The organism is Pseudomonas sp. BS3782 TE3695, from assembly GCF_050435305.1.
Taxonomy (GTDB): domain Bacteria; phylum Pseudomonadota; class Gammaproteobacteria; order Pseudomonadales; family Pseudomonadaceae; genus Aquipseudomonas.
The window spans coordinates 6127560-6144533 of the sequence record NZ_JBNDKB010000001.1 but is presented as its reverse complement, the minus strand read 5'-3'; the positions used below and the strand labels follow the sequence as shown (position 1 = coordinate 6144533).

Genomic DNA, 16974 nt, shown 5'->3' with positions numbered 1-16974 from the left:
CATTCCTTGTTACCGAATCCCCTTTAAATAGATGACTTCAGGCGGTCATGTTGCTGAACAGGTCCGGCTTGGGCCTTGGGCGCTTGAGCTTTGCAGTGATATAGTTCGCCGCCAGTTCGGCCTGCCCGGGGAGGTATGTGCTTTCGCCAGAAAGCCAGGCGTCCGAGTGAGAGGCTGCATCGCAAGGAGTTTAGATGAGTGCCGATAACGCCTACGCGGTCGAGCTGAAGGGACTGACCTTCAAGCGCGGTACGCGCAGCATTTTCAATAACGTCGATATCCGCATCCCGCGCGGCAAGGTCACCGGTATCATGGGCCCTTCCGGGTGTGGCAAGACCACGCTATTGCGGCTGATAGGCGCGCAATTGCGCCCCACCAGCGGCGAAGTCTGGGTCAATGGCCAGAATCTGCCAACACTGTCGCGCAACGATCTGTTCGATGCGCGCAAGCACATGGGTGTGCTGTTTCAGAGCGGTGCATTGTTTACCGACCTTGATGTGTTCGAGAACGTCGCCTTTCCGCTGCGTGTTCATACAGCGTTGCCCGAAGAAATGATCCGCGACATTGTCCTGCTCAAATTGCAGGCTGTTGGCTTGCGTGGCGCCATCGACCTGATGCCTGACGAATTGTCCGGCGGCATGAAACGTCGTGTGGCACTGGCCCGGGCAATTGCACTCGACCCGCGAATTCTTATGTACGACGAGCCCTTCGTCGGCCAGGACCCGATCGCCATGGGCGTGCTGGTGCGCCTGATCCGCCTGCTCAACGATGCGCTGAACATCACCAGTATCGTGGTCTCCCACGACCTGGCCGAGACGGCAAGCATCGCCGACCACCTCATTGTGGTGGGCGACGGGCAAGTGTTGGGGCAAGGCTCGCCCAAGGATCTGATGAAATCGGATGAGCCACGTATTCGTCAATTCCTGACTGGCGAACCCGACGGCCCGGTCGCATACCACTTTCCAGCGCCGGATTACCGCGCAGATCTTCTGGGGAAGCGTTGATGCGCAAGATCACACTAATAGAAAGGGTGCGCCGTTTCGGTCATGCCGGCATCGATGTGATGGCGGTGTTCGGGCGTTCGGCGTTGTTCCTGTTCCATGCCTTGCTCGGTCGTGGCGGCATCGGCGGCGGCTTTGGCTTGCTGGTCAAGCAGCTACATTCGGTGGGCGTAATGTCCCTGGTGATCATCGTGGTCTCCGGGGTGTTCATCGGCATGGTGCTGGCCCTGCAGGGGTTCAATATCCTGTCCAGCTACGGTTCGGAACAGGCCGTCGGGCAGATGGTTGCATTGACGCTGCTGCGTGAGCTGGGGCCGGTGGTCACGGCCTTGCTGTTCGCCGGGCGCGCAGGTTCGGCGCTGACCGCCGAAATCGGCAACATGAAATCCACCGAGCAATTGTCCAGCCTGGAAATGATCGGGGTCGACCCGCTCAAGTACATCATTGCCCCGCGCCTGTGGGCCGGCTTCATTTCCTTGCCGGTGCTGACGACGATTTTCAGCGTGGTGGGTATCTGGGGCGGTTCGTGGGTGGCCGTCGACTGGTTGGGGGTCTATGAAGGCTCCTACTGGTCGAACATGCAAAACAGCGTGACGTTTGTCGACGATGTGCTTAACGGCATTATCAAAAGCATGGTTTTTGCCTTCGTCGTGACCTGGATCGCCGTATTCCAAGGCTATGACTGCGAGCCCACTTCCGAGGGGATCAGTCGTGCCACTACCAAGACCGTGGTGTATGCCTCTTTGGCTGTGCTCGGCCTGGACTTTATTTTGACCGCCTTGATGTTTGGAGATTTCTGATGCAAAACCGCACCCTGGAAATCGGTGTCGGCCTTTTCTTGCTGGCTGGCATCCTGGCTTTGCTGTTGCTTGCGCTGCGGGTCAGTGGTCTGGCTCCGACGGCGAGCACCGATACTTATAAACTTTATGCATATTTTGACAATATCGCCGGTTTGACGGTCAGAGCCAAGGTGACCATGGCCGGTGTCACCATCGGCAAAGTCACTGCAATCGATCTGGATCGCGACAGCTTCACCGGTCGGGTGACCATGCAACTGGAAAAACGCGTAGATAATCTGCCGACCGACTCCACTGCATCTATCCTGACCGCTGGCCTGTTGGGTGAGAAATACATCGGTATCAGCGTGGGCGGGGAAGAAGCCCTGCTCAAGGAAGGGGGAACCATCCACGACACGCAGTCGTCGCTGGTGCTTGAAGACCTGATCGGTAAATTCCTGCTCAATACCGTTAGCAAAGACGCTAAATGAGGAGCTTTTGAATGATCTCTATCTTGCGACGTGGCCTGTTGGTGATACTCGCGGCCTTGCCGTTGATGGCTAACGCCGTGGCGGCACAGTCGGCGCACGAACTGGTGCAGGACACCACCAACCGGTTGTTGGCGGATCTTGCCGCCAACAAGGAAAAGTACAAGCAGGACCCGCAAGACTTTTACACGGCGCTGAATACCATCGTCGGCCCTGTGGTGGATGCCGAAGGTATTTCCAAAAGCATCATGACGGTCAAGTATTCGCGCAAGGCTACGCCCGAGCAGATGCAAAGGTTCGTCGAAAACTTCAAAAGGGGCCTGTTCCAGTTCTATGGCAATGCGTTGCTTGAGTACGACAACCAGGGCATCGTCGTCGATCCCGCAAAGGATGAGTCAGGCGACCGTACCAGCGTTGGCATGACGGTCAAGAGCAGCAGCGGCGCGATCTATCCTGTGTCTTACACGCTTGAAAAGATCAATGGCGAGTGGAAGCTGCGCAACGTGATCATCAACGGTATCAACATTGGCAAGCTGTTCCGCGATCAGTTCGCTGATGCGATGCAGCGCAATGGCAACGATCTGGACAAAACCATCGATGGTTGGGCCGGTGAAGTCGCCAAGGCCAAGGAAGTCACCGAACAAGCTACCGAGACGCAAGCCCAATGAGTGAGTCGGTCATTCGCATGAGCGAAGCGGGCGAGCTGCTGCTCAGTGGCGTGCTGGATTACCGAACAGGCCCGAACTTGCGCAAGCAGGGGCAGGCGCTGATCAAGTCCAGCAACGCGGCTGCGCTGGTGGTTGATTGCTCAGCGGTAGAGAAGTCCAGCAGTGTCGGCTTGTCGCTGTTGCTGTGTTTCATGCGCGATGCCCAGGCAGCCGGCAAGGCCCTGAGCATTCGCGCGATGCCCGACGATATGCGCGAAATCGCTCAGGTCAGCGAATTGACCGAGCTGTTGGCGCACCCCTGAACCGCATCTATAAAGAAGCCCCCCGTCAGAGTCCTGTGAATGCGGGGTTCGCAGGCGCGGGGCTTTTTTGTATGATGTCCGACCCGCGCGCACAGGGCGCCGATTGAGGTTGAGCATGCAGGCCGTAGAAGTGAAGAGCTTCCTTGAAGGAAAGCTGCCAGGAACCCTAGTAGAAGTCGAGGGCGAAGGCTGCAACTTTCAGCTGAACGTGATTAGCGATGAACTGGCGGCGTTGAGCCCGGTGAAGCGTCAGCAGCAGATCTATGCCCATTTGAACCCATGGATCACCGATGGCAGCATCCATGCGGTCACTATGAAATTTTTCAGCAGCGCGGCCTGGGCCGAGCGCACCTGAGCCCAAGGGCGTCGAGATTCTTATGGATAAATTGATTATTACTGGCGGTGCTCGTCTTGACGGCGAAATCCGCATCTCCGGGGCAAAGAACTCTGCCCTGCCGATCCTGGCTGCAACCCTGCTGTGCGATGGCCCGGTGACCGTTGCCAACCTGCCGCACCTGCACGACATCACCACCATGATCGAGCTGTTCGGTCGCATGGGCATCGAGCCGGTGATCGACGAGAAGCTCAGTGTCGAAATCGACCCGCGCACCATCAAGACCCTGATCGCGCCGTACGAGCTGGTGAAAACCATGCGGGCCTCGATCCTGGTGCTGGGTCCGATGGTTGCCCGTTTCGGTGAAGCCGAAGTCGCACTGCCTGGCGGTTGCGCCATCGGTTCGCGTCCGGTCGACCTGCACATTCGTGGCCTCGAAGCCATGGGTGCGGTGATTGACGTCGAAGGTGGCTACATCAAGGCCAAGGCTCCTGAAGGCGGCCTGCGTGGTGCGCACTTCTTCTTCGATACCGTCAGCGTGACCGGTACCGAGAACATCATGATGGCAGCCGCTCTGGCCAAGGGCCGCAGCGTGCTGGCAAACGCCGCTCGCGAGCCTGAAGTCGTCGACCTGGCGAACTTCCTGAATGCCATGGGCGCGAAGGTATCCGGTGCCGGCACCGACACAATCACCATCGATGGCGTCGAGCGTCTGCATCCGACCACCTACAAAGTAATGCCAGATCGTATCGAAACCGGCACCTACCTGGTGGCGGCAGCGGTAACCGGCGGTCGCGTGAAGGTCAAGGACACTGATCCGACCATTCTCGAAGCCGTTCTGGAAAAGCTTCGCGAATCGGGTGCTGAAATCACCTGCGGCGAAGACTGGATCGAGCTGAACATGCACGGCAAGCGGCCAAAAGCCGTTAACGTGCGGACCGCTCCATACCCGGCGTTCCCGACCGACATGCAGGCGCAGTTCATCTCCCTCAACGCCATTGCCGAAGGCACTGGTGCGGTGATCGAGACGATCTTCGAAAACCGCTTCATGCACGTTTACGAACTGCACCGCATGGGCGCTCACATCCAGGTCGAAGGCAACACCGCCATCGTCACCGGTATCGAAAAGCTCAAGGGCGCGCCAGTAATGGCCACCGACCTGCGTGCTTCGGCCAGCCTGGTGATCTCGGCGCTGATCGCCGAAGGCGATACCCTGATCGACCGCATCTACCACATCGACCGTGGTTACGAGTGCATCGAAGAGAAACTGCAGATGCTCGGCGCGAAAATCCGCCGCGTACCGGGCTAGTTTCTGCCGCATGGGCGCAAGGATGCGCTCGTTGATTTGTTGAAGTCGAGCCGGTTTCCGGCTCGATGTGTGTCCGGCGCCATTTGCGACCGGGCATGAGTACCTTGATAAGGACTGACGTTTCCCATGTTGACTATCGCACTGTCCAAGGGCCGCATCCTTGACGACACCCTGCCGCTTCTGGCTGAAGCGGGCATCGTGCCGACCGAGAATCCGGACAAGAGCCGCAAGCTGATCATCCCTACGACCCAGGCCGATGTGCGCCTGCTGATCGTGCGCGCCACCGATGTGCCGACCTACGTCGAGCATGGTGCCGCGGACCTCGGCGTCGCCGGTAAAGATGTGCTGATGGAATACGGCGGCCAGGGGCTGTACGAACCTCTGGACCTGCGAATTGCCCTCTGCAAGCTGATGACCGCCGGCCGTGTCGGCGATGTCGAGCCCAAGGGCCGTCTGCGCGTGGCGACCAAATTCGTCAACGTCGCCAAGCGCTACTACGCCGAGCAGGGCCGTCAGGTCGACATCATCAAGCTCTACGGTTCGATGGAGCTGGCGCCGCTGATCGGTCTGGCGGACAAAATCATCGACGTGGTCGATACCGGTAATACCCTGCGTGCCAATGGCCTGGAACCCCAGGATTTCATTGCCGACATCAGCTCCCGGCTGATCGTCAACAAAGCTTCGATGAAAATGCAACACGCCCGTATCCAGGCGTTGATCGACACCCTGCGCAAGGCAGTGGAGTCTCGACACCGCGGCTGATTTACCTGCGCGACCGCAAGGCGCGCCGTCTATCCGCCTCATAGCCAGAATTCTCAGGTGCCCAAGCGGATCGAATGTTAGCTTCGGGCGCCTGAGTTTTTGCCAATCCTATGAGGCTCTCGCTATGACCGCACCGACTGCAATTCGCCGACTCAACGCTGCTGACCCGGATTTCGCACATCATCTGGATCATCTGCTGAGCTGGGAAAGTGTGTCTGACGACTCGGTCAATCAGCGGGTGCTGGACATCATCAAGGCTGTGCGCGAACGGGGCGATGCGGCGCTGGTGGAATTCACCCAGAAGTTCGACGGCCTGCAAGTCGCCTCCATGGCAGACCTGATTCTGCCGCGTGAACGCCTGGAACTGGCCCTGACCCGCATCACTGCGCCTCAGCGTGAAGCCCTGGAAAAGGCCGCGACTCGCGTGCGCAGCTACCACGAAAAACAAAAGCAGGATTCCTGGAGCTACACCGAAGCCGACGGCACGGTGCTGGGCCAGAAGGTCACGCCGCTGGATCGCGCCGGTCTGTATGTACCGGGCGGCAAGGCGTCGTACCCGTCCTCAGTGCTGATGAACGCCATTCCGGCCAAGGTTGCCGGCGTGAGCGAAGTGGTCATGGTCGTGCCGACACCGCGCGGCGAGATCAACGAGCTGGTGCTGGCCGCGGCCTGCATTGCCGGGGTTGACCGGGTGTTCACCATCGGCGGTGCCCAGGCTGTTGCGGCGCTGGCTTACGGCACCGAAAGCGTGCCGAAGGTCGACAAGGTTGTCGGCCCTGGCAACATCTATGTCGCCACCGCCAAGCGCCACGTGTTCGGTCAGGTCGGCATCGACATGATCGCCGGCCCCTCCGAGATTCTCGTGGTGTGTGACGGTCAGACCGATCCGGACTGGATTGCCATGGACCTGTTCTCCCAGGCCGAGCACGACGAAGACGCCCAGGCGATTCTGGTCAGCCCGGACGCCGAGTTCCTCGACAAGGTCGCTGCCAGCATCGCCAAGCTGCTGCCAACCATGGAGCGCGCCGAGATCATCGAGACCTCGATCAACGGTCGCGGTGCGCTGATAAAGGTTCGCGACATGGAACAAGCCATTGACGTGGCCAACCGCATTGCGCCGGAACACCTGGAGTTGTCGGTTGCCGACCCGCAGGCCTGGTTGCCGCAGATCCGCCACGCCGGCGCGATCTTCATGGGCCGCCATACCTCAGAAGCGCTGGGCGACTACTGCGCTGGCCCGAACCACGTGCTGCCAACGTCCGGCACCGCGCGCTTCTCTTCGCCGCTGGGTGTTTATGACTTCCAGAAACGTTCGTCGATCATCTTCTGCTCAGAGCAGGGTGCCTCCGAACTGGGCAAAACCGCTTCCGTACTGGCCCGTGGCGAGTCGCTGACCGCTCACGCCCGCAGCGCCGAATACCGCATCGTTGACGATAAGAAGGGCAGCTGAGCATGAGTAAATTCTGGAGTCCCTTCGTCAAGAATCTGGTGCCTTACGTGCCGGGCGAGCAGCCGAAGCTGGCGAAACTGGTGAAGCTCAACACCAACGAGAACCCGTACGGTCCATCGCCCAAAGCGTTGGCTGCAATGCAGACCGAGCTGAACGACAACCTGCGTCTGTACCCAGACCCGAACAGCGATCTGCTCAAGCAGGCTGTCGCCAGGTACTACGGCGTGCAGGGCAATCAGGTGTTTCTCGGCAACGGTTCCGATGAAGTCCTGGCGCACATTTTTCACGGTTTGCTGCAACACGATCAGCCGCTGCTATTCCCGGATATCAGCTACAGCTTCTACCCGGTTTACTGCGGGCTGTACGGCATCGCATTCGACGCGGTACCGCTGGATGAGCAATTCCGGATCAACCCGGCGGACTACGCCAAGCCGAACGGCGGAATCATTTTCCCCAACCCGAACGCGCCGACCGGTTGCCTGTTGGCGCTGGACGCGGTTGAACAAATCCTCAAGGCCAGCCCGGATTCGGTGGTCGTCGTGGATGAGGCCTATATCGATTTCGGTGGTGAAACGGCGATTACGCTGGTGGACCGTTATCCGAACCTGTTGGTGACTCAGACCCTGTCCAAGTCCCGTTCGCTGGCGGGCCTGCGGGTTGGCCTGGCGGTGGGGCATCCGGACCTGATCGAGGCCCTGGAGCGAATCAAGAACAGCTTCAACTCTTACCCGCTGGATCGTCTGGCGATTGTGGGAGCTGCGGCGGCGTTCGAGGATCGCGAGTATTTCGACAAGACTTGCCGGTTGGTCATCGACAGTCGCGAGAAGGTGGTCGCGCAGTTGGAGGCGAAGGGGTTTGAGGTGTTGCCGTCGGCGGCAAACTTCATTTTCGCTCGTCACCCGAAGCACGATGCGGCAGGGCTGGCGGCGAAGTTGCGCGAACAAGGCGTGATCGTGCGGCACTTCAAGCAAGAGCGGATTGCCCAGTTCCTGCGGATCACCATCGGTACGCCAGAGCAGAATCAGGCACTGATCGACGGCCTCGGCGACCTTTAGATCGCTTTCGCGAGCAAGCCCGCTCCCACACTTGATCTTCTGTGCAACAGAGATCCAGTGTGGGAGCGGGCTTGCTCGCGAAGAACGATAACGCGGTCTGCCTGTTGGAGCGCGGCGTTTCCATCGCGGGCAAGCCACGCTCCCACAAGGTTTTTTGGGTTAATCGTGATGCGCTTCGCCCAGGAAGGTCAGCGACGTGAACAACCCGCGCGTCGCGACATCAGGATTGTCCTTGAGCGGAATTTCCACCTGCGCCGCAATCACATTCAACCCTTCATTACGCACCAATACTTGCGCCCGACCTTCTGCATCGGTCTCGGTGCTTAATGTATCCGGCGCGCTGCGATAGTCGCCCACCAACTTCACGCCCGCCGCCGGCTTACCGTCCAGCAGCACTCGAACCGGCAACGACTTGCCCGGCCCCACGGTTAGCGGATCAACTTCCGGCAGAATCAGCAGTTTCATCTGATCGAGCTTCGGCAGCTTCGCTCCCGGCTGATAAATCGCCAGGCTGTATTTGAACGTCTCGGTCGACTCGATGGCCCCTGGCACTTTGCTGCGTCCTTCGTTGATCCATTTCTTATCCGCCGTTTGCGACCACATGCCATTGTTCAGCGCGACCGCCATCACCGCCGGTGGTTTCAACGGTTGCAGGCGGGCATGGTCGGCCAGGCGTTGCACCTCAACCGGGATCATTTTTCCGGCAACGTCATAGGCCCAGGCGCCACTGATTTTCTGCGCCTTGAAGGCGTTGTCTTCGGCGCCGTGACCGTAGATGACTTCGATGTTGCTACGACGTTGTTCGGTCCAGAGACCGTGGGCCGAGACTTGACTGGCGCTTAACAGGCCGAGCAGCAGACCAGGCAGTGCCAGGGATTTCAGATGTTGCATGGTGGACGTCCTTTTACAGGTTGAGTGTCAGGCTGAGGGTGAAATTGCGCGGCTCCCCGGGGTTGACCCAGTAGTTGCTATAGGAGCGCTCGAAGTATTTCTCATCGAAAAGGTTGTTCAGGTTCAGGCCCACGGTGAGGTTTTCGCTGGCCTTGTAATGGGCCAGAAGGTCGACGGTATGATACGCCGGCAATTGGAAATCGCTGCCGGCTTCACCCGAACGATCACCGACATAGGTGAACGCTGCGCCAAGGTCCGAACCGCGCAAATGGCCGTCCTGAAATTCATAAACGCCCAACAGACTGCCGCTGCGTTTGGCCACGCCAAGAATTCGGCTGCCGGTGGGAATCACCTTGTCGCCTTGGGTGACTTTGGCGTCGATGTACGCGAAAGCACCGATTACTCGCACGGCGTCGGTCACTTGTCCGGTGACTTGCAGGTCCACCCCCTGGCTGCGGGCCTTGCCCATGGCGCGGCTGGAGTCAGTGCTCGGGTCGAGGGCCAGGACGTTTTCCTTTTCGATATGGAAGGCGGCGAGGGTGGTGCTCAGGCGGTCGTCGAACAGTTCGCTCTTGATTCCGATTTCATAACCGACGCCTTCTTCCGGGTCGAAGGATTTGCCGGTGGCGTCCAGCCCATTGTTCGGTTTGAACGAGGTGGAGACGTTGGCGAATAATCCCACTTCGGGCGTCAGTTGGTAGAGCAGGCCGGCGCGCTGGGTCAGGGCGTCATGGCGTTGGTGGCTAGTGGCATTGCGGCTGTGATCGTCGATGCTTTGTTCGAAATGTTCGAAGCGCGCACCAAGCATGCCGCGCAGTTTGTCGGTGAAGACGATCTGGTCCTGAAGGTTCAACGCCTGGCTTTCGACATGCTCGAAGAAGTCAGTCCCGGAGCGCGCGCCATCAGGTTTCGACTGGCCGTAGATCGGTCGATAGATATCGATAGCGTAAGGGCCGCCGGCAATGGTCGTGATCCGTTCGTTCTTGCGGAAATTCTCGTATTCGCTGCCGATCAGCAGTTCGTGTTGCCAACTGCCGATGTCGAACAAACCACGCAGTTCGAGTTGGGTGATGCTGTCGTGCCAGTTGGTATCGCGCTCGCGATAGCGACGGTTGATGGTATGGCCGTCGGCGTTCAAGGGACGGTTTTCGGAGGCGAAGCCCCAGAGTTTGCCTTCCTTGTAATGGCTGGCGAGGCGCAGTTTCCAGCGGTCGTTGAGCTGATGTTCGAGGGCGGCTTGCAGCAGATTGTTGTGGTTGTCGATGTCGCCATCGTTGGGTTCGCCAAGGAAGGTCGAACGGGAAACGCCACTCCATTTATTGTTCGGCGCGACGACACCGCGATCGAAGGTCGAGCTGTGGCGCACGAATTCGCTCTCCACCAACAGGCTGGTGTCCGGGTTCAGTTGCCAACTGAACGAAGGCGCAACGAACACACGCTGACTGTCGACGTGATCGCGAAAGCTGTGGTTGTCCTCGACAGCCAGGTTCACCCGGGACAGAACGTTGCCGTCATCATCCAGCGGTGTGTTGACGTCCACGGCGGTGCGATAGCGATCCCAGCTGCCGGCACTGGTTTGCAGTGTGGTGAAGGCTTCAGGCTGGGGTTTTTTGGTGACGATGTTTACCGTGCCACCCGGATCGCCACGACCGTAGAGGCTGGCGGCCGGGCCTTTGAGCACTTCAATGCGTTCGATGTTGGCCACGTCCGGCGTGCTTGGATAGCCGCGGTTGGCGCTGAAACCGTCCTTGTAGAACTCCGACGTGGTGAAGCCGCGAACGCTGTATTCGTAGAGCGTCAGGCCACCGAAGTTGTTCTGTTTCGACACGCCGCCGGCAAATTCCAGCGCGCGTTCGACGCTGGTGCTACCCAGGTCCTTGAGCACACTGACGGGAACCACACTGATCGATTGCGGGATATCGCGAATAGCCGTGTCGGTTTTGGTTGCGCTGGAAGAGCGCGTGGCGCGGTAGCCCTTGACCGGGCCGGTGGGGGATTCGTAGTCGGAGGTGACGCTGATGGCGTCCAGTTCAACGGTTTGAGATTCTTCAGCGAAGACTGGATCCCCCAGCAAACCGAGGGCCAGGCCTGCGAGGGAAGCCATTGTTCGAGACGACATGTTATGTTGTTCCAATAGTGATATTGAAACAATATAACATGCCTAATGAGAATGTATTCGTTTAACGCTCGATGTCTCTGTGCTTTCAAAGACCTCGTAAAGATCGCAGCCTTCGGCAGCTTCTACTCTTCTTTTTCCTTGATCGGCGCGGGTGGCGGACGCAGACCGATTTCTGCCGTGAGCTTGAGCTCTTTGCCGTTGCGCATCACCTGAATGGTGACCTTGTCGGTCGGTTTGATTCGTGCCACCTGGTTCATCGAGCGGCGACCGTCGCCGGCCGGTTCACCGTCAATGCTGAGGATCACATCGCCCAGTTGCAGGCCGGCCTTCTGAGCCGGGCCGTCACGGAAAATCCCTGCGACCACAATCCCCGGACGTCCCGACAGACCAAACGATTCCGCCAGCTCCTGACTCAGCGGTTGCACTTCGATACCAAGCCAGCCGCGAATCACCTGGCCGTGTTCGATGATCGACTTCATCACTTCCATCGCCAGTTTGACCGGGATCGCGAAGCCGATGCCTTGAGAACCGCCAGACTTTGAGAAGATCGCCGTGTTGATGCCGGTCAGGTTGCCATTGGCGTCCACCAGTGCACCGCCGGAGTTGCCGGGGTTGATCGCGGCATCGGTCTGGATGAAGTCTTCGTAGTTGTTCAGCCCCAGCTGATTGCGCCCGGTGGCGCTGATGATGCCCATGGTCACGGTCTGGCCGACGCCGAAGGGGTTGCCGATGGCCAGGGCCACGTCGCCGATGCGAATGTTGTCGGAACGGCCGACGGTGATTGACGGCAGGTTTTTCAGGTCAATTTTCAATACTGCGAGGTCGGTTTCAGGGTCGCTGCCGATGACCCGCGCCAGGGTTTCACGACCATCCTTGAGCGCCACCACGATCTGGTCGGCACCGCTGGTCACGTGGTTGTTGGTCAGCAGATAACCTTCCGGGCTCATGATTACGCCCGAACCGAGGCTCGACTCCATGCGCTTCTGCTTGGGCGAGTTGTCGCCGAAGAAGCGGCGGAACTGCGGATCTTCGAACAGCGGATGACTGGGCTTGTTGACCACTTTGGTGGTGTACAGATTGACCACCGACGGGGCGGCTGTGGTCACTGCGTCGGCATAGGACACCGGGCCCTGCTGCAGACCGAGGGTTTGCGGGGCTTGCTGCAGATTGACGTCCAGGCTTGGTAACCCGACCCACTCCGGGTAACGCTGCATAATCAATAGAGCGATAAGCACGCCGGCCAACAGCGGCCAGCCGGAAAAACGCAGCGCCTTGAGCATTAAGCAAGTCCTACAGAGGTTGCAGGCGGTGTGAGACCGCCCATAATGTCGCGCATTATACGAGGCCGCGCGCGCCTCTGAACGGGATATTTAGGAGTCTTTTATGGCCGTTGCCCTGAGCACCCTGGTCGAAGAAGCCGACCGCTACCTGGCAAGTGCGAAGATCGCCGATTACTGCCCCAATGGTTTGCAGGTCGAAGGCCGGCCGCAAGTGATGCGCATCGTCAGCGGTGTTACCGCCAGCCAGGCGCTGCTGGACGCCGCGGTGGAGGCCCAGGCCGATCTGGTGCTGGTGCATCACGGCTATTTCTGGAAAGGCGAAAACCCGTGCATCACCGGCATGAAGCAGCGCCGGTTGAAAACCTTGCTCAAGCACGATATCAGCCTGCTGGCCTATCACTTGCCGCTGGATCTGCACCCGGAAGTCGGCAACAACGTGCAGCTTGCCCGGCAACTGGACATCACCGTCGAAGGCCCGCTGGATCCGGATAATCTGAAAATCGTTGGCCTGGTCGGTTCGTTGAGCGAACCGATGACCCCTCGTGATTTTGCCCGTCGCGTGCAGGAAGTCATGGGGCGCGAGCCATTGCTGATCGAAGGCGGCGCGATGATTCGTCGGGTCGGCTGGTGCACCGGTGGCGGCCAGGGGTACATTGATCAGGCGGTGTTGGCGGGCGTCGATCTGTACCTCAGCGGCGAGGCCTCGGAGCAGACGTTCCACAGCGCCCGGGAAAACGACATCAGCTTCATCGCCGCCGGCCACCACGCCACCGAGCGTTACGGTGTGCAGGCTTTGGGCGATTACCTGGCGCGACGTTTCGCCCTCGAGCATATCTTCATCGATTGCCCGAACCCTATCTGATTTCGGATTGCAATGCTGTCACCTCTGTAGGAGCTGCCGAAGGCTGCGATCTTTTGATTTTAAAGATCAAGATCAAAAGATCGCAGCCTTCAGCAGCTCCTACACAAGGGGTGGGTTTCCAATCTGGAGAGCCCAAACGAGGGGGTATATTCATATACCCTTTCGATCTAGCCAGCGTCCTGATTAGAAGAGGGCGCTGTGCTAGGATTCCCCGCTCGAACACGGCCCGCAGGCCGTCCATAAGATCGTTTTCGTGAGTAGCCATGGTCGACAAACTGACGCATCTGAAACAGCTGGAGGCCGAAAGCATCCACATCATCCGCGAGGTCGCCGCCGAGTTCGATAACCCGGTGATGCTGTACTCCGTCGGTAAAGACTCCGCCGTGATGCTGCACCTGGCACGCAAGGCCTTCTTCCCGGGCAAACTTCCGTTTCCGGTGATGCACGTCGACACCCAGTGGAAGTTCAAGGAAATGTACGCGTTCCGCGACCGCATGGTCGAAGAGCTCGGCCTGGACCTGCTGGTGCACGTGAACCCGGAGGGTGTTGCGCAGGGTATCAACCCGCTCACCCACGGCAGTGCCAAGCACACCGATATCATGAAGACCGAAGGCCTCAAGCAGGCCCTCGACAAGCATGGCTTCGACGCAGCATTCGGCGGCGCCCGTCGCGACGAAGAGAAATCCCGGGCCAAGGAGCGCGTGTATTCCTTCCGTGACACCAAGCACCGCTGGGACCCTAAAAACCAGCGCCCGGAGTTGTGGAACGTCTACAACGGCAAGGTCAACAAGGGCGAATCGATCCGCGTATTCCCGTTGTCGAACTGGACCGAGCTGGACATCTGGCAGTACATCTACCTCGAAGGTATCCCGATCGTGCCGCTGTATTTTGCAGCCGAGCGCGACGTCATCGAGATGAATGGCACCTGGATCATGATCGACGACGAGCGTCTGCTCAATCACCTGAGCGACGAAGACAAGGCGCGCATCGTCAAGAAAAAGGTCCGTTTCCGTACCCTGGGCGACTACCCGTTGACCGGTGCGGTCGAGTCCGAGGCCACCAGCCTGACCGACATCATTCAGGAAATGCTCCTGACGCGAACTTCCGAACGCCAGGGCCGGGTCATCGATCACGATGGCGCAGGTTCGATGGAAGAAAAGAAACGTCAGGGATACTTTTAAGCTTCGAGTTACAAGCGGCAAGCTGCAAGTTAAGGGCGGTACGCGTAATTTCGCAGTTTGGTGCTTGCAGCTGGGGGTTGCGAGCCGTTATCGGATGACTCGCAATGGATTTCGAGAAGCTGATTGTCTGGCAGAGAAGCAAGTGTTTGGCGGTAAGGATCTATAGAGAGTTGTCGAGATGTGGGGACTTTGGCTTCAAGGATCAAATTACCCGCTCTGCACTTTCGGTGCCTTCCAATATTGCTGAAGGAATGGAGCGTTGTGGTCCCAAGGAAAAAGTACATTTTCTTTGGGTGGCGAAAGCTTCATGCGGTGAGTTACGCACTCAGATCCTCATCGGCCGTGAAATTGCCTACATCGCTGATCCTCTGGCTGACGATTGGATTACAGAAACCCGCGAGCTTTCAAGAATGCTATGCGGCTTGATCAACAAAATTTCTGAGTAGCTGTACGCCGACAAGCTTGCCGCTTGAAGCTTACAGCTTGGAGCTCGAATGCAATGAGTCACGCATCTGATTTGATCAGCGAGGACATCCTCGCCTACCTGGGCCAGCACGAACGCAAGGAAATGCTGCGCTTTCTGACTTGTGGCAACGTCGACGACGGCAAGAGCACCCTGATCGGGCGCCTGCTGCACGACTCCAAGATGATCTACGAAGATCATCTGGAAGCCATTACCCGCGACTCGAAAAAAGTCGGCACCACCGGCGAAGACATCGATCTGGCGCTGCTGGTCGACGGCTTGCAGGCTGAGCGTGAGCAGGGCATCACCATTGATGTTGCCTACCGCTATTTCTCCACCGCCAAGCGCAAATTCATCATCGCCGATACCCCCGGCCATGAGCAGTACACCCGCAACATGGCCACCGGTGCCTCCACCTGTGACCTGGCGATCATTCTGGTCGACGCCCGTTACGGCGTGCAGACCCAGACCCGTCGCCACAGCTTTATCGCCTCGTTGCTGGGCATCAAGCACATCGTTGTCGCCATCAACAAGATGGACCTCAACGGCTTCGACGAAAGCGTGTTCGAGTCGATCAAGGCCGATTACCTGAAGTTCGCCGAAGGCATCGCGTTCAAGCCGACCACCATGGCGTTCGTGCCGATGTCCGCGCTCAAAGGCGACAACGTGGTGAACAAGTCCGAGCGCTCGCCGTGGTACACCGGCCAGTCGCTGATGGAAATCCTGGAAACCGTCGAAATCGCCAGCGACCGCAACTACACCGACCTGCGTTTCCCGGTGCAGTACGTCAACCGCCCGAACCTGAACTTCCGTGGTTTCGCCGGCACCCTGGCCAGCGGCATCGTGCACAAGGGCGACGAAGTCGTTGTGTTGCCGTCGGGCAAGAGCAGCCGCGTGAAATCCATTGTCACCTTCGAAGGTGAACTGGAGCACGCTGGTCCTGGTCAAGCGGTGACGCTGACCATGGAAGACGAAATCGACATCTCCCGCGGCGACTTGCTGGTGCATGCCGACAACCAGCCGCAAGTGACTGACGCCTTCGACGCCATGCTGGTGTGGATGGCTGAAGAGCCGATGCTGCCGGGCAAGAAATACGACATCAAGCGCGCCACGACTTACGTGCCGGGTTCGATCACCAGCATCGTCAATCGCGTGGACGTAAACACCTTGGCCGAAGGTCCCGCCAGCTCGCTGCAGCTGAACGAGATCGGTCGGGTCAAGATCAGCCTCGACGCGGCCATCGCGCTGGACGGTTACGACAGCAACCGCACCACCGGTTCGTTTATCGTCATCGATCGACTGACCAACGGTACGGTCGCGGCCGGCATGATCATCGCCCAGCCGTTGAGCCATGGCAGCAGCACCCATCACGGCAAACTGGCGCATGTGGCTACCGAAGAACGTGCCCAGCGCTTTGGTCAGCAACCGGCCACCGTGTTGTTCAGCGGCTTGTCGGGCGCTGGCAAAAGCACCCTGGCCTACGCGGTTGAACGCAAGCTGTTCGACATGGGCCGCGCAGTGTTTGTGCTCGATGGCCAGAACCTGCGTCATGACCTGAATAAAGGCCTGCCACATGATCGTGCCGGGCGTACCGAAAACTGGCGTCGTGCAGCGCACGTTGCGCGTCAGTTCAACGAAGCGGGTCTGTTGACCTTGGCAGCCTTCGTTGCGCCGAGTGCTGAAGGTCGTGAGCAGGCCAGGGAACTGATCGGCAAGGAGCGTCTGCTGACGGTCTACGTCCAGGCCTCTCCGACGGTCTGTGCCGAGCGTGATCCGCAAGGTCTGTACGCGGCGGGTGGCGATAACATCCCGGGCGAATCCTTCCCGTACGACGTGCCGCTGAATGCCGATCTGGTGATCGACACCCAGTCGCTGTCGCTGGAAGAAAGCGTCAAGCAAGTGCTGGATCTGCTGCGCAAGCGTGGCGCGATCTAAGCGTTAGCTGCTAATAAAAAACCCGCAGATGAGTGATCGTCTGCGGGTTTTTTTGTGTCTGGGAGGACGCCTCCGCGAGCAAGCCCGCTCCCACAGTG

General features: G+C 59.0%; 17 protein-coding genes. 14 read left to right on the top strand and 3 right to left on the bottom strand.

Annotated features, from left to right (window positions below; genetic code table 11):
- Nucleotides 1-194: 194 nt before the first annotated feature.
- From ABH909_RS27865 to hisC, 10 genes are all read left to right on the top strand, one after another.
- Nucleotides 195-1004: an ATP-binding cassette domain-containing protein gene (locus tag ABH909_RS27865; protein WP_429439350.1), complete on the top strand. Its 810-nt coding sequence runs from the start codon at nt 195-197 to the stop codon at nt 1002-1004.
- Nucleotides 1004-1801 (top strand): lipid asymmetry maintenance ABC transporter permease subunit MlaE, encoded by a 798-nt coding sequence (gene mlaE, locus ABH909_RS27860; RefSeq protein ID WP_123499001.1) that lies wholly within the window; start codon nt 1004-1006, stop codon nt 1799-1801. The genes ABH909_RS27865 and mlaE overlap by 1 nt, the downstream gene beginning before the upstream one ends.
- On the top strand, nt 1801-2268 hold the full coding sequence (mlaD, locus tag ABH909_RS27855; RefSeq protein WP_095634832.1) for an outer membrane lipid asymmetry maintenance protein MlaD: 468 nt from the start codon (nt 1801-1803) through the stop codon (nt 2266-2268). Before mlaE ends, mlaD begins: the two co-directional genes overlap by 1 nt.
- A gap of 11 nt (nt 2269-2279) precedes the next feature.
- On the top strand, nt 2280-2933 hold the full coding sequence (locus ABH909_RS27850; RefSeq protein ID WP_429439347.1) for an MlaC/ttg2D family ABC transporter substrate-binding protein: 654 nt from the start codon (nt 2280-2282) through the stop codon (nt 2931-2933).
- Nucleotides 2930-3235: an STAS domain-containing protein gene (locus ABH909_RS27845; protein ID WP_429439344.1), complete on the top strand. Its 306-nt coding sequence runs from the start codon at nt 2930-2932 to the stop codon at nt 3233-3235. Before ABH909_RS27850 ends, ABH909_RS27845 begins: the two co-directional genes overlap by 4 nt.
- Nucleotides 3236-3350: 115 nt before the next feature.
- Complete coding sequence (locus ABH909_RS27840) at nt 3351-3590, top strand: BolA family protein (protein WP_007912386.1); 240 nt, start codon at nt 3351-3353, stop codon at nt 3588-3590.
- Nucleotides 3591-3612: 22 nt separating this feature from the next.
- Nucleotides 3613-4878 (top strand): UDP-N-acetylglucosamine 1-carboxyvinyltransferase, encoded by a 1266-nt coding sequence (gene murA, locus ABH909_RS27835; RefSeq protein ID WP_305423503.1) that lies wholly within the window; start codon nt 3613-3615, stop codon nt 4876-4878.
- 126 nt (nt 4879-5004) lie between these two features.
- Nucleotides 5005-5640: an ATP phosphoribosyltransferase gene (gene hisG / locus ABH909_RS27830; RefSeq protein WP_007901570.1), complete on the top strand. Its 636-nt coding sequence runs from the start codon at nt 5005-5007 to the stop codon at nt 5638-5640.
- Nucleotides 5641-5764: 124 nt separating this feature from the next.
- Nucleotides 5765-7090, top strand: coding sequence for a histidinol dehydrogenase (gene hisD / locus ABH909_RS27825; RefSeq protein WP_429439341.1), 1326 nt, complete (start codon nt 5765-5767; stop codon nt 7088-7090).
- A 2-nt stretch (nt 7091-7092) separates the two neighbouring features.
- Nucleotides 7093-8145, top strand: coding sequence for a histidinol-phosphate transaminase (hisC, locus tag ABH909_RS27820; RefSeq protein WP_429439338.1), 1053 nt, complete (start codon nt 7093-7095; stop codon nt 8143-8145).
- 159 nt (nt 8146-8304) lie between these two features.
- Here hisC and ABH909_RS27815 read toward each other — a convergent pair whose 3' ends face one another.
- From ABH909_RS27815 to algW, 3 genes are all read right to left on the bottom strand, one after another.
- Nucleotides 8305-9036 carry a DUF4198 domain-containing protein gene (locus ABH909_RS27815; protein WP_429439335.1) on the bottom strand — a complete coding sequence of 244 codons (732 nt, stop codon included), beginning with the start codon at nt 9034-9036 and terminating at the stop codon, nt 8305-8307.
- A gap of 13 nt (nt 9037-9049) precedes the next feature.
- The gene (locus ABH909_RS27810) at nt 9050-11155 is read right to left on the bottom strand and encodes a TonB-dependent siderophore receptor (RefSeq protein ID WP_429439333.1); all 2106 of its coding nucleotides are present in this window, start codon (nt 11153-11155) and stop codon (nt 9050-9052) included.
- Between the two features lie 122 nt (nt 11156-11277).
- Nucleotides 11278-12435, bottom strand: a complete 1158-nt coding sequence (gene algW / locus ABH909_RS27805; protein ID WP_429439330.1) for a Do family serine endopeptidase AlgW — start codon at nt 12433-12435, stop codon at nt 11278-11280.
- Nucleotides 12436-12538: 103 nt separating this feature from the next.
- On the opposite strand from algW, the gene ABH909_RS27800 reads away from it, so the two are divergent.
- The 4 genes from ABH909_RS27800 (at nt 12539) to cysN (ending at nt 16876) form a co-directional block, all read left to right on the top strand.
- Nucleotides 12539-13297 carry a Nif3-like dinuclear metal center hexameric protein gene (locus tag ABH909_RS27800; RefSeq protein WP_429439327.1) on the top strand — a complete coding sequence of 253 codons (759 nt, stop codon included), beginning with the start codon at nt 12539-12541 and terminating at the stop codon, nt 13295-13297.
- Between the two features lie 263 nt (nt 13298-13560).
- On the top strand, nt 13561-14478 hold the full coding sequence (gene cysD / locus ABH909_RS27795) for a sulfate adenylyltransferase subunit CysD (RefSeq protein WP_429439324.1): 918 nt from the start codon (nt 13561-13563) through the stop codon (nt 14476-14478).
- Between the two features lie 104 nt (nt 14479-14582).
- Nucleotides 14583-14924 (top strand): four helix bundle protein, encoded by a 342-nt coding sequence (locus tag ABH909_RS27790; protein WP_007901593.1) that lies wholly within the window; start codon nt 14583-14585, stop codon nt 14922-14924.
- Nucleotides 14925-14977: 53 nt separating this feature from the next.
- On the top strand, nt 14978-16876 hold the full coding sequence (gene cysN, locus ABH909_RS27785) for a sulfate adenylyltransferase subunit CysN (protein ID WP_123499019.1): 1899 nt from the start codon (nt 14978-14980) through the stop codon (nt 16874-16876).
- Nucleotides 16877-16974: the final 98 nt, after the last annotated feature.

What these genes read in the sequence shown, in the direction of transcription:
- ABH909_RS27865 (WP_429439350.1), top strand. Translation starts at nt 195, where the DNA reads ATGAGTGCCGATAACGCCTACGCGGTCGAGCTGAAGGGACTGACCTTC.
- mlaE (WP_123499001.1), top strand. Translation starts at nt 1,004, where the DNA reads ATGCGCAAGATCACACTAATAGAAAGGGTGCGCCGTTTCGGTCATGCC.
- mlaD (WP_095634832.1), top strand. Translation starts at nt 1,801, where the DNA reads ATGCAAAACCGCACCCTGGAAATCGGTGTCGGCCTTTTCTTGCTGGCT.
- ABH909_RS27850 (WP_429439347.1), top strand. Translation starts at nt 2,280, where the DNA reads ATGATCTCTATCTTGCGACGTGGCCTGTTGGTGATACTCGCGGCCTTG.
- ABH909_RS27845 (WP_429439344.1), top strand. Translation starts at nt 2,930, where the DNA reads ATGAGTGAGTCGGTCATTCGCATGAGCGAAGCGGGCGAGCTGCTGCTC.
- ABH909_RS27840 (WP_007912386.1), top strand. Translation starts at nt 3,351, where the DNA reads ATGCAGGCCGTAGAAGTGAAGAGCTTCCTTGAAGGAAAGCTGCCAGGA.
- murA (WP_305423503.1), top strand. Translation starts at nt 3,613, where the DNA reads ATGGATAAATTGATTATTACTGGCGGTGCTCGTCTTGACGGCGAAATC.
- hisG (WP_007901570.1), top strand. Translation starts at nt 5,005, where the DNA reads ATGTTGACTATCGCACTGTCCAAGGGCCGCATCCTTGACGACACCCTG.
- hisD (WP_429439341.1), top strand. Translation starts at nt 5,765, where the DNA reads ATGACCGCACCGACTGCAATTCGCCGACTCAACGCTGCTGACCCGGAT.
- hisC (WP_429439338.1), top strand. Translation starts at nt 7,093, where the DNA reads ATGAGTAAATTCTGGAGTCCCTTCGTCAAGAATCTGGTGCCTTACGTG.
- ABH909_RS27815 (WP_429439335.1), bottom strand. Translation starts at nt 9,036, where the DNA reads ATGCAACATCTGAAATCCCTGGCACTGCCTGGTCTGCTGCTCGGCCTG.
- ABH909_RS27810 (WP_429439333.1), bottom strand. Translation starts at nt 11,155, where the DNA reads ATGTCGTCTCGAACAATGGCTTCCCTCGCAGGCCTGGCCCTCGGTTTG.
- algW (WP_429439330.1), bottom strand. Translation starts at nt 12,435, where the DNA reads ATGCTCAAGGCGCTGCGTTTTTCCGGCTGGCCGCTGTTGGCCGGCGTG.
- ABH909_RS27800 (WP_429439327.1), top strand. Translation starts at nt 12,539, where the DNA reads ATGGCCGTTGCCCTGAGCACCCTGGTCGAAGAAGCCGACCGCTACCTG.
- cysD (WP_429439324.1), top strand. Translation starts at nt 13,561, where the DNA reads ATGGTCGACAAACTGACGCATCTGAAACAGCTGGAGGCCGAAAGCATC.
- ABH909_RS27790 (WP_007901593.1), top strand. Translation starts at nt 14,583, where the DNA reads ATGGATTTCGAGAAGCTGATTGTCTGGCAGAGAAGCAAGTGTTTGGCG.
- cysN (WP_123499019.1), top strand. Translation starts at nt 14,978, where the DNA reads ATGAGTCACGCATCTGATTTGATCAGCGAGGACATCCTCGCCTACCTG.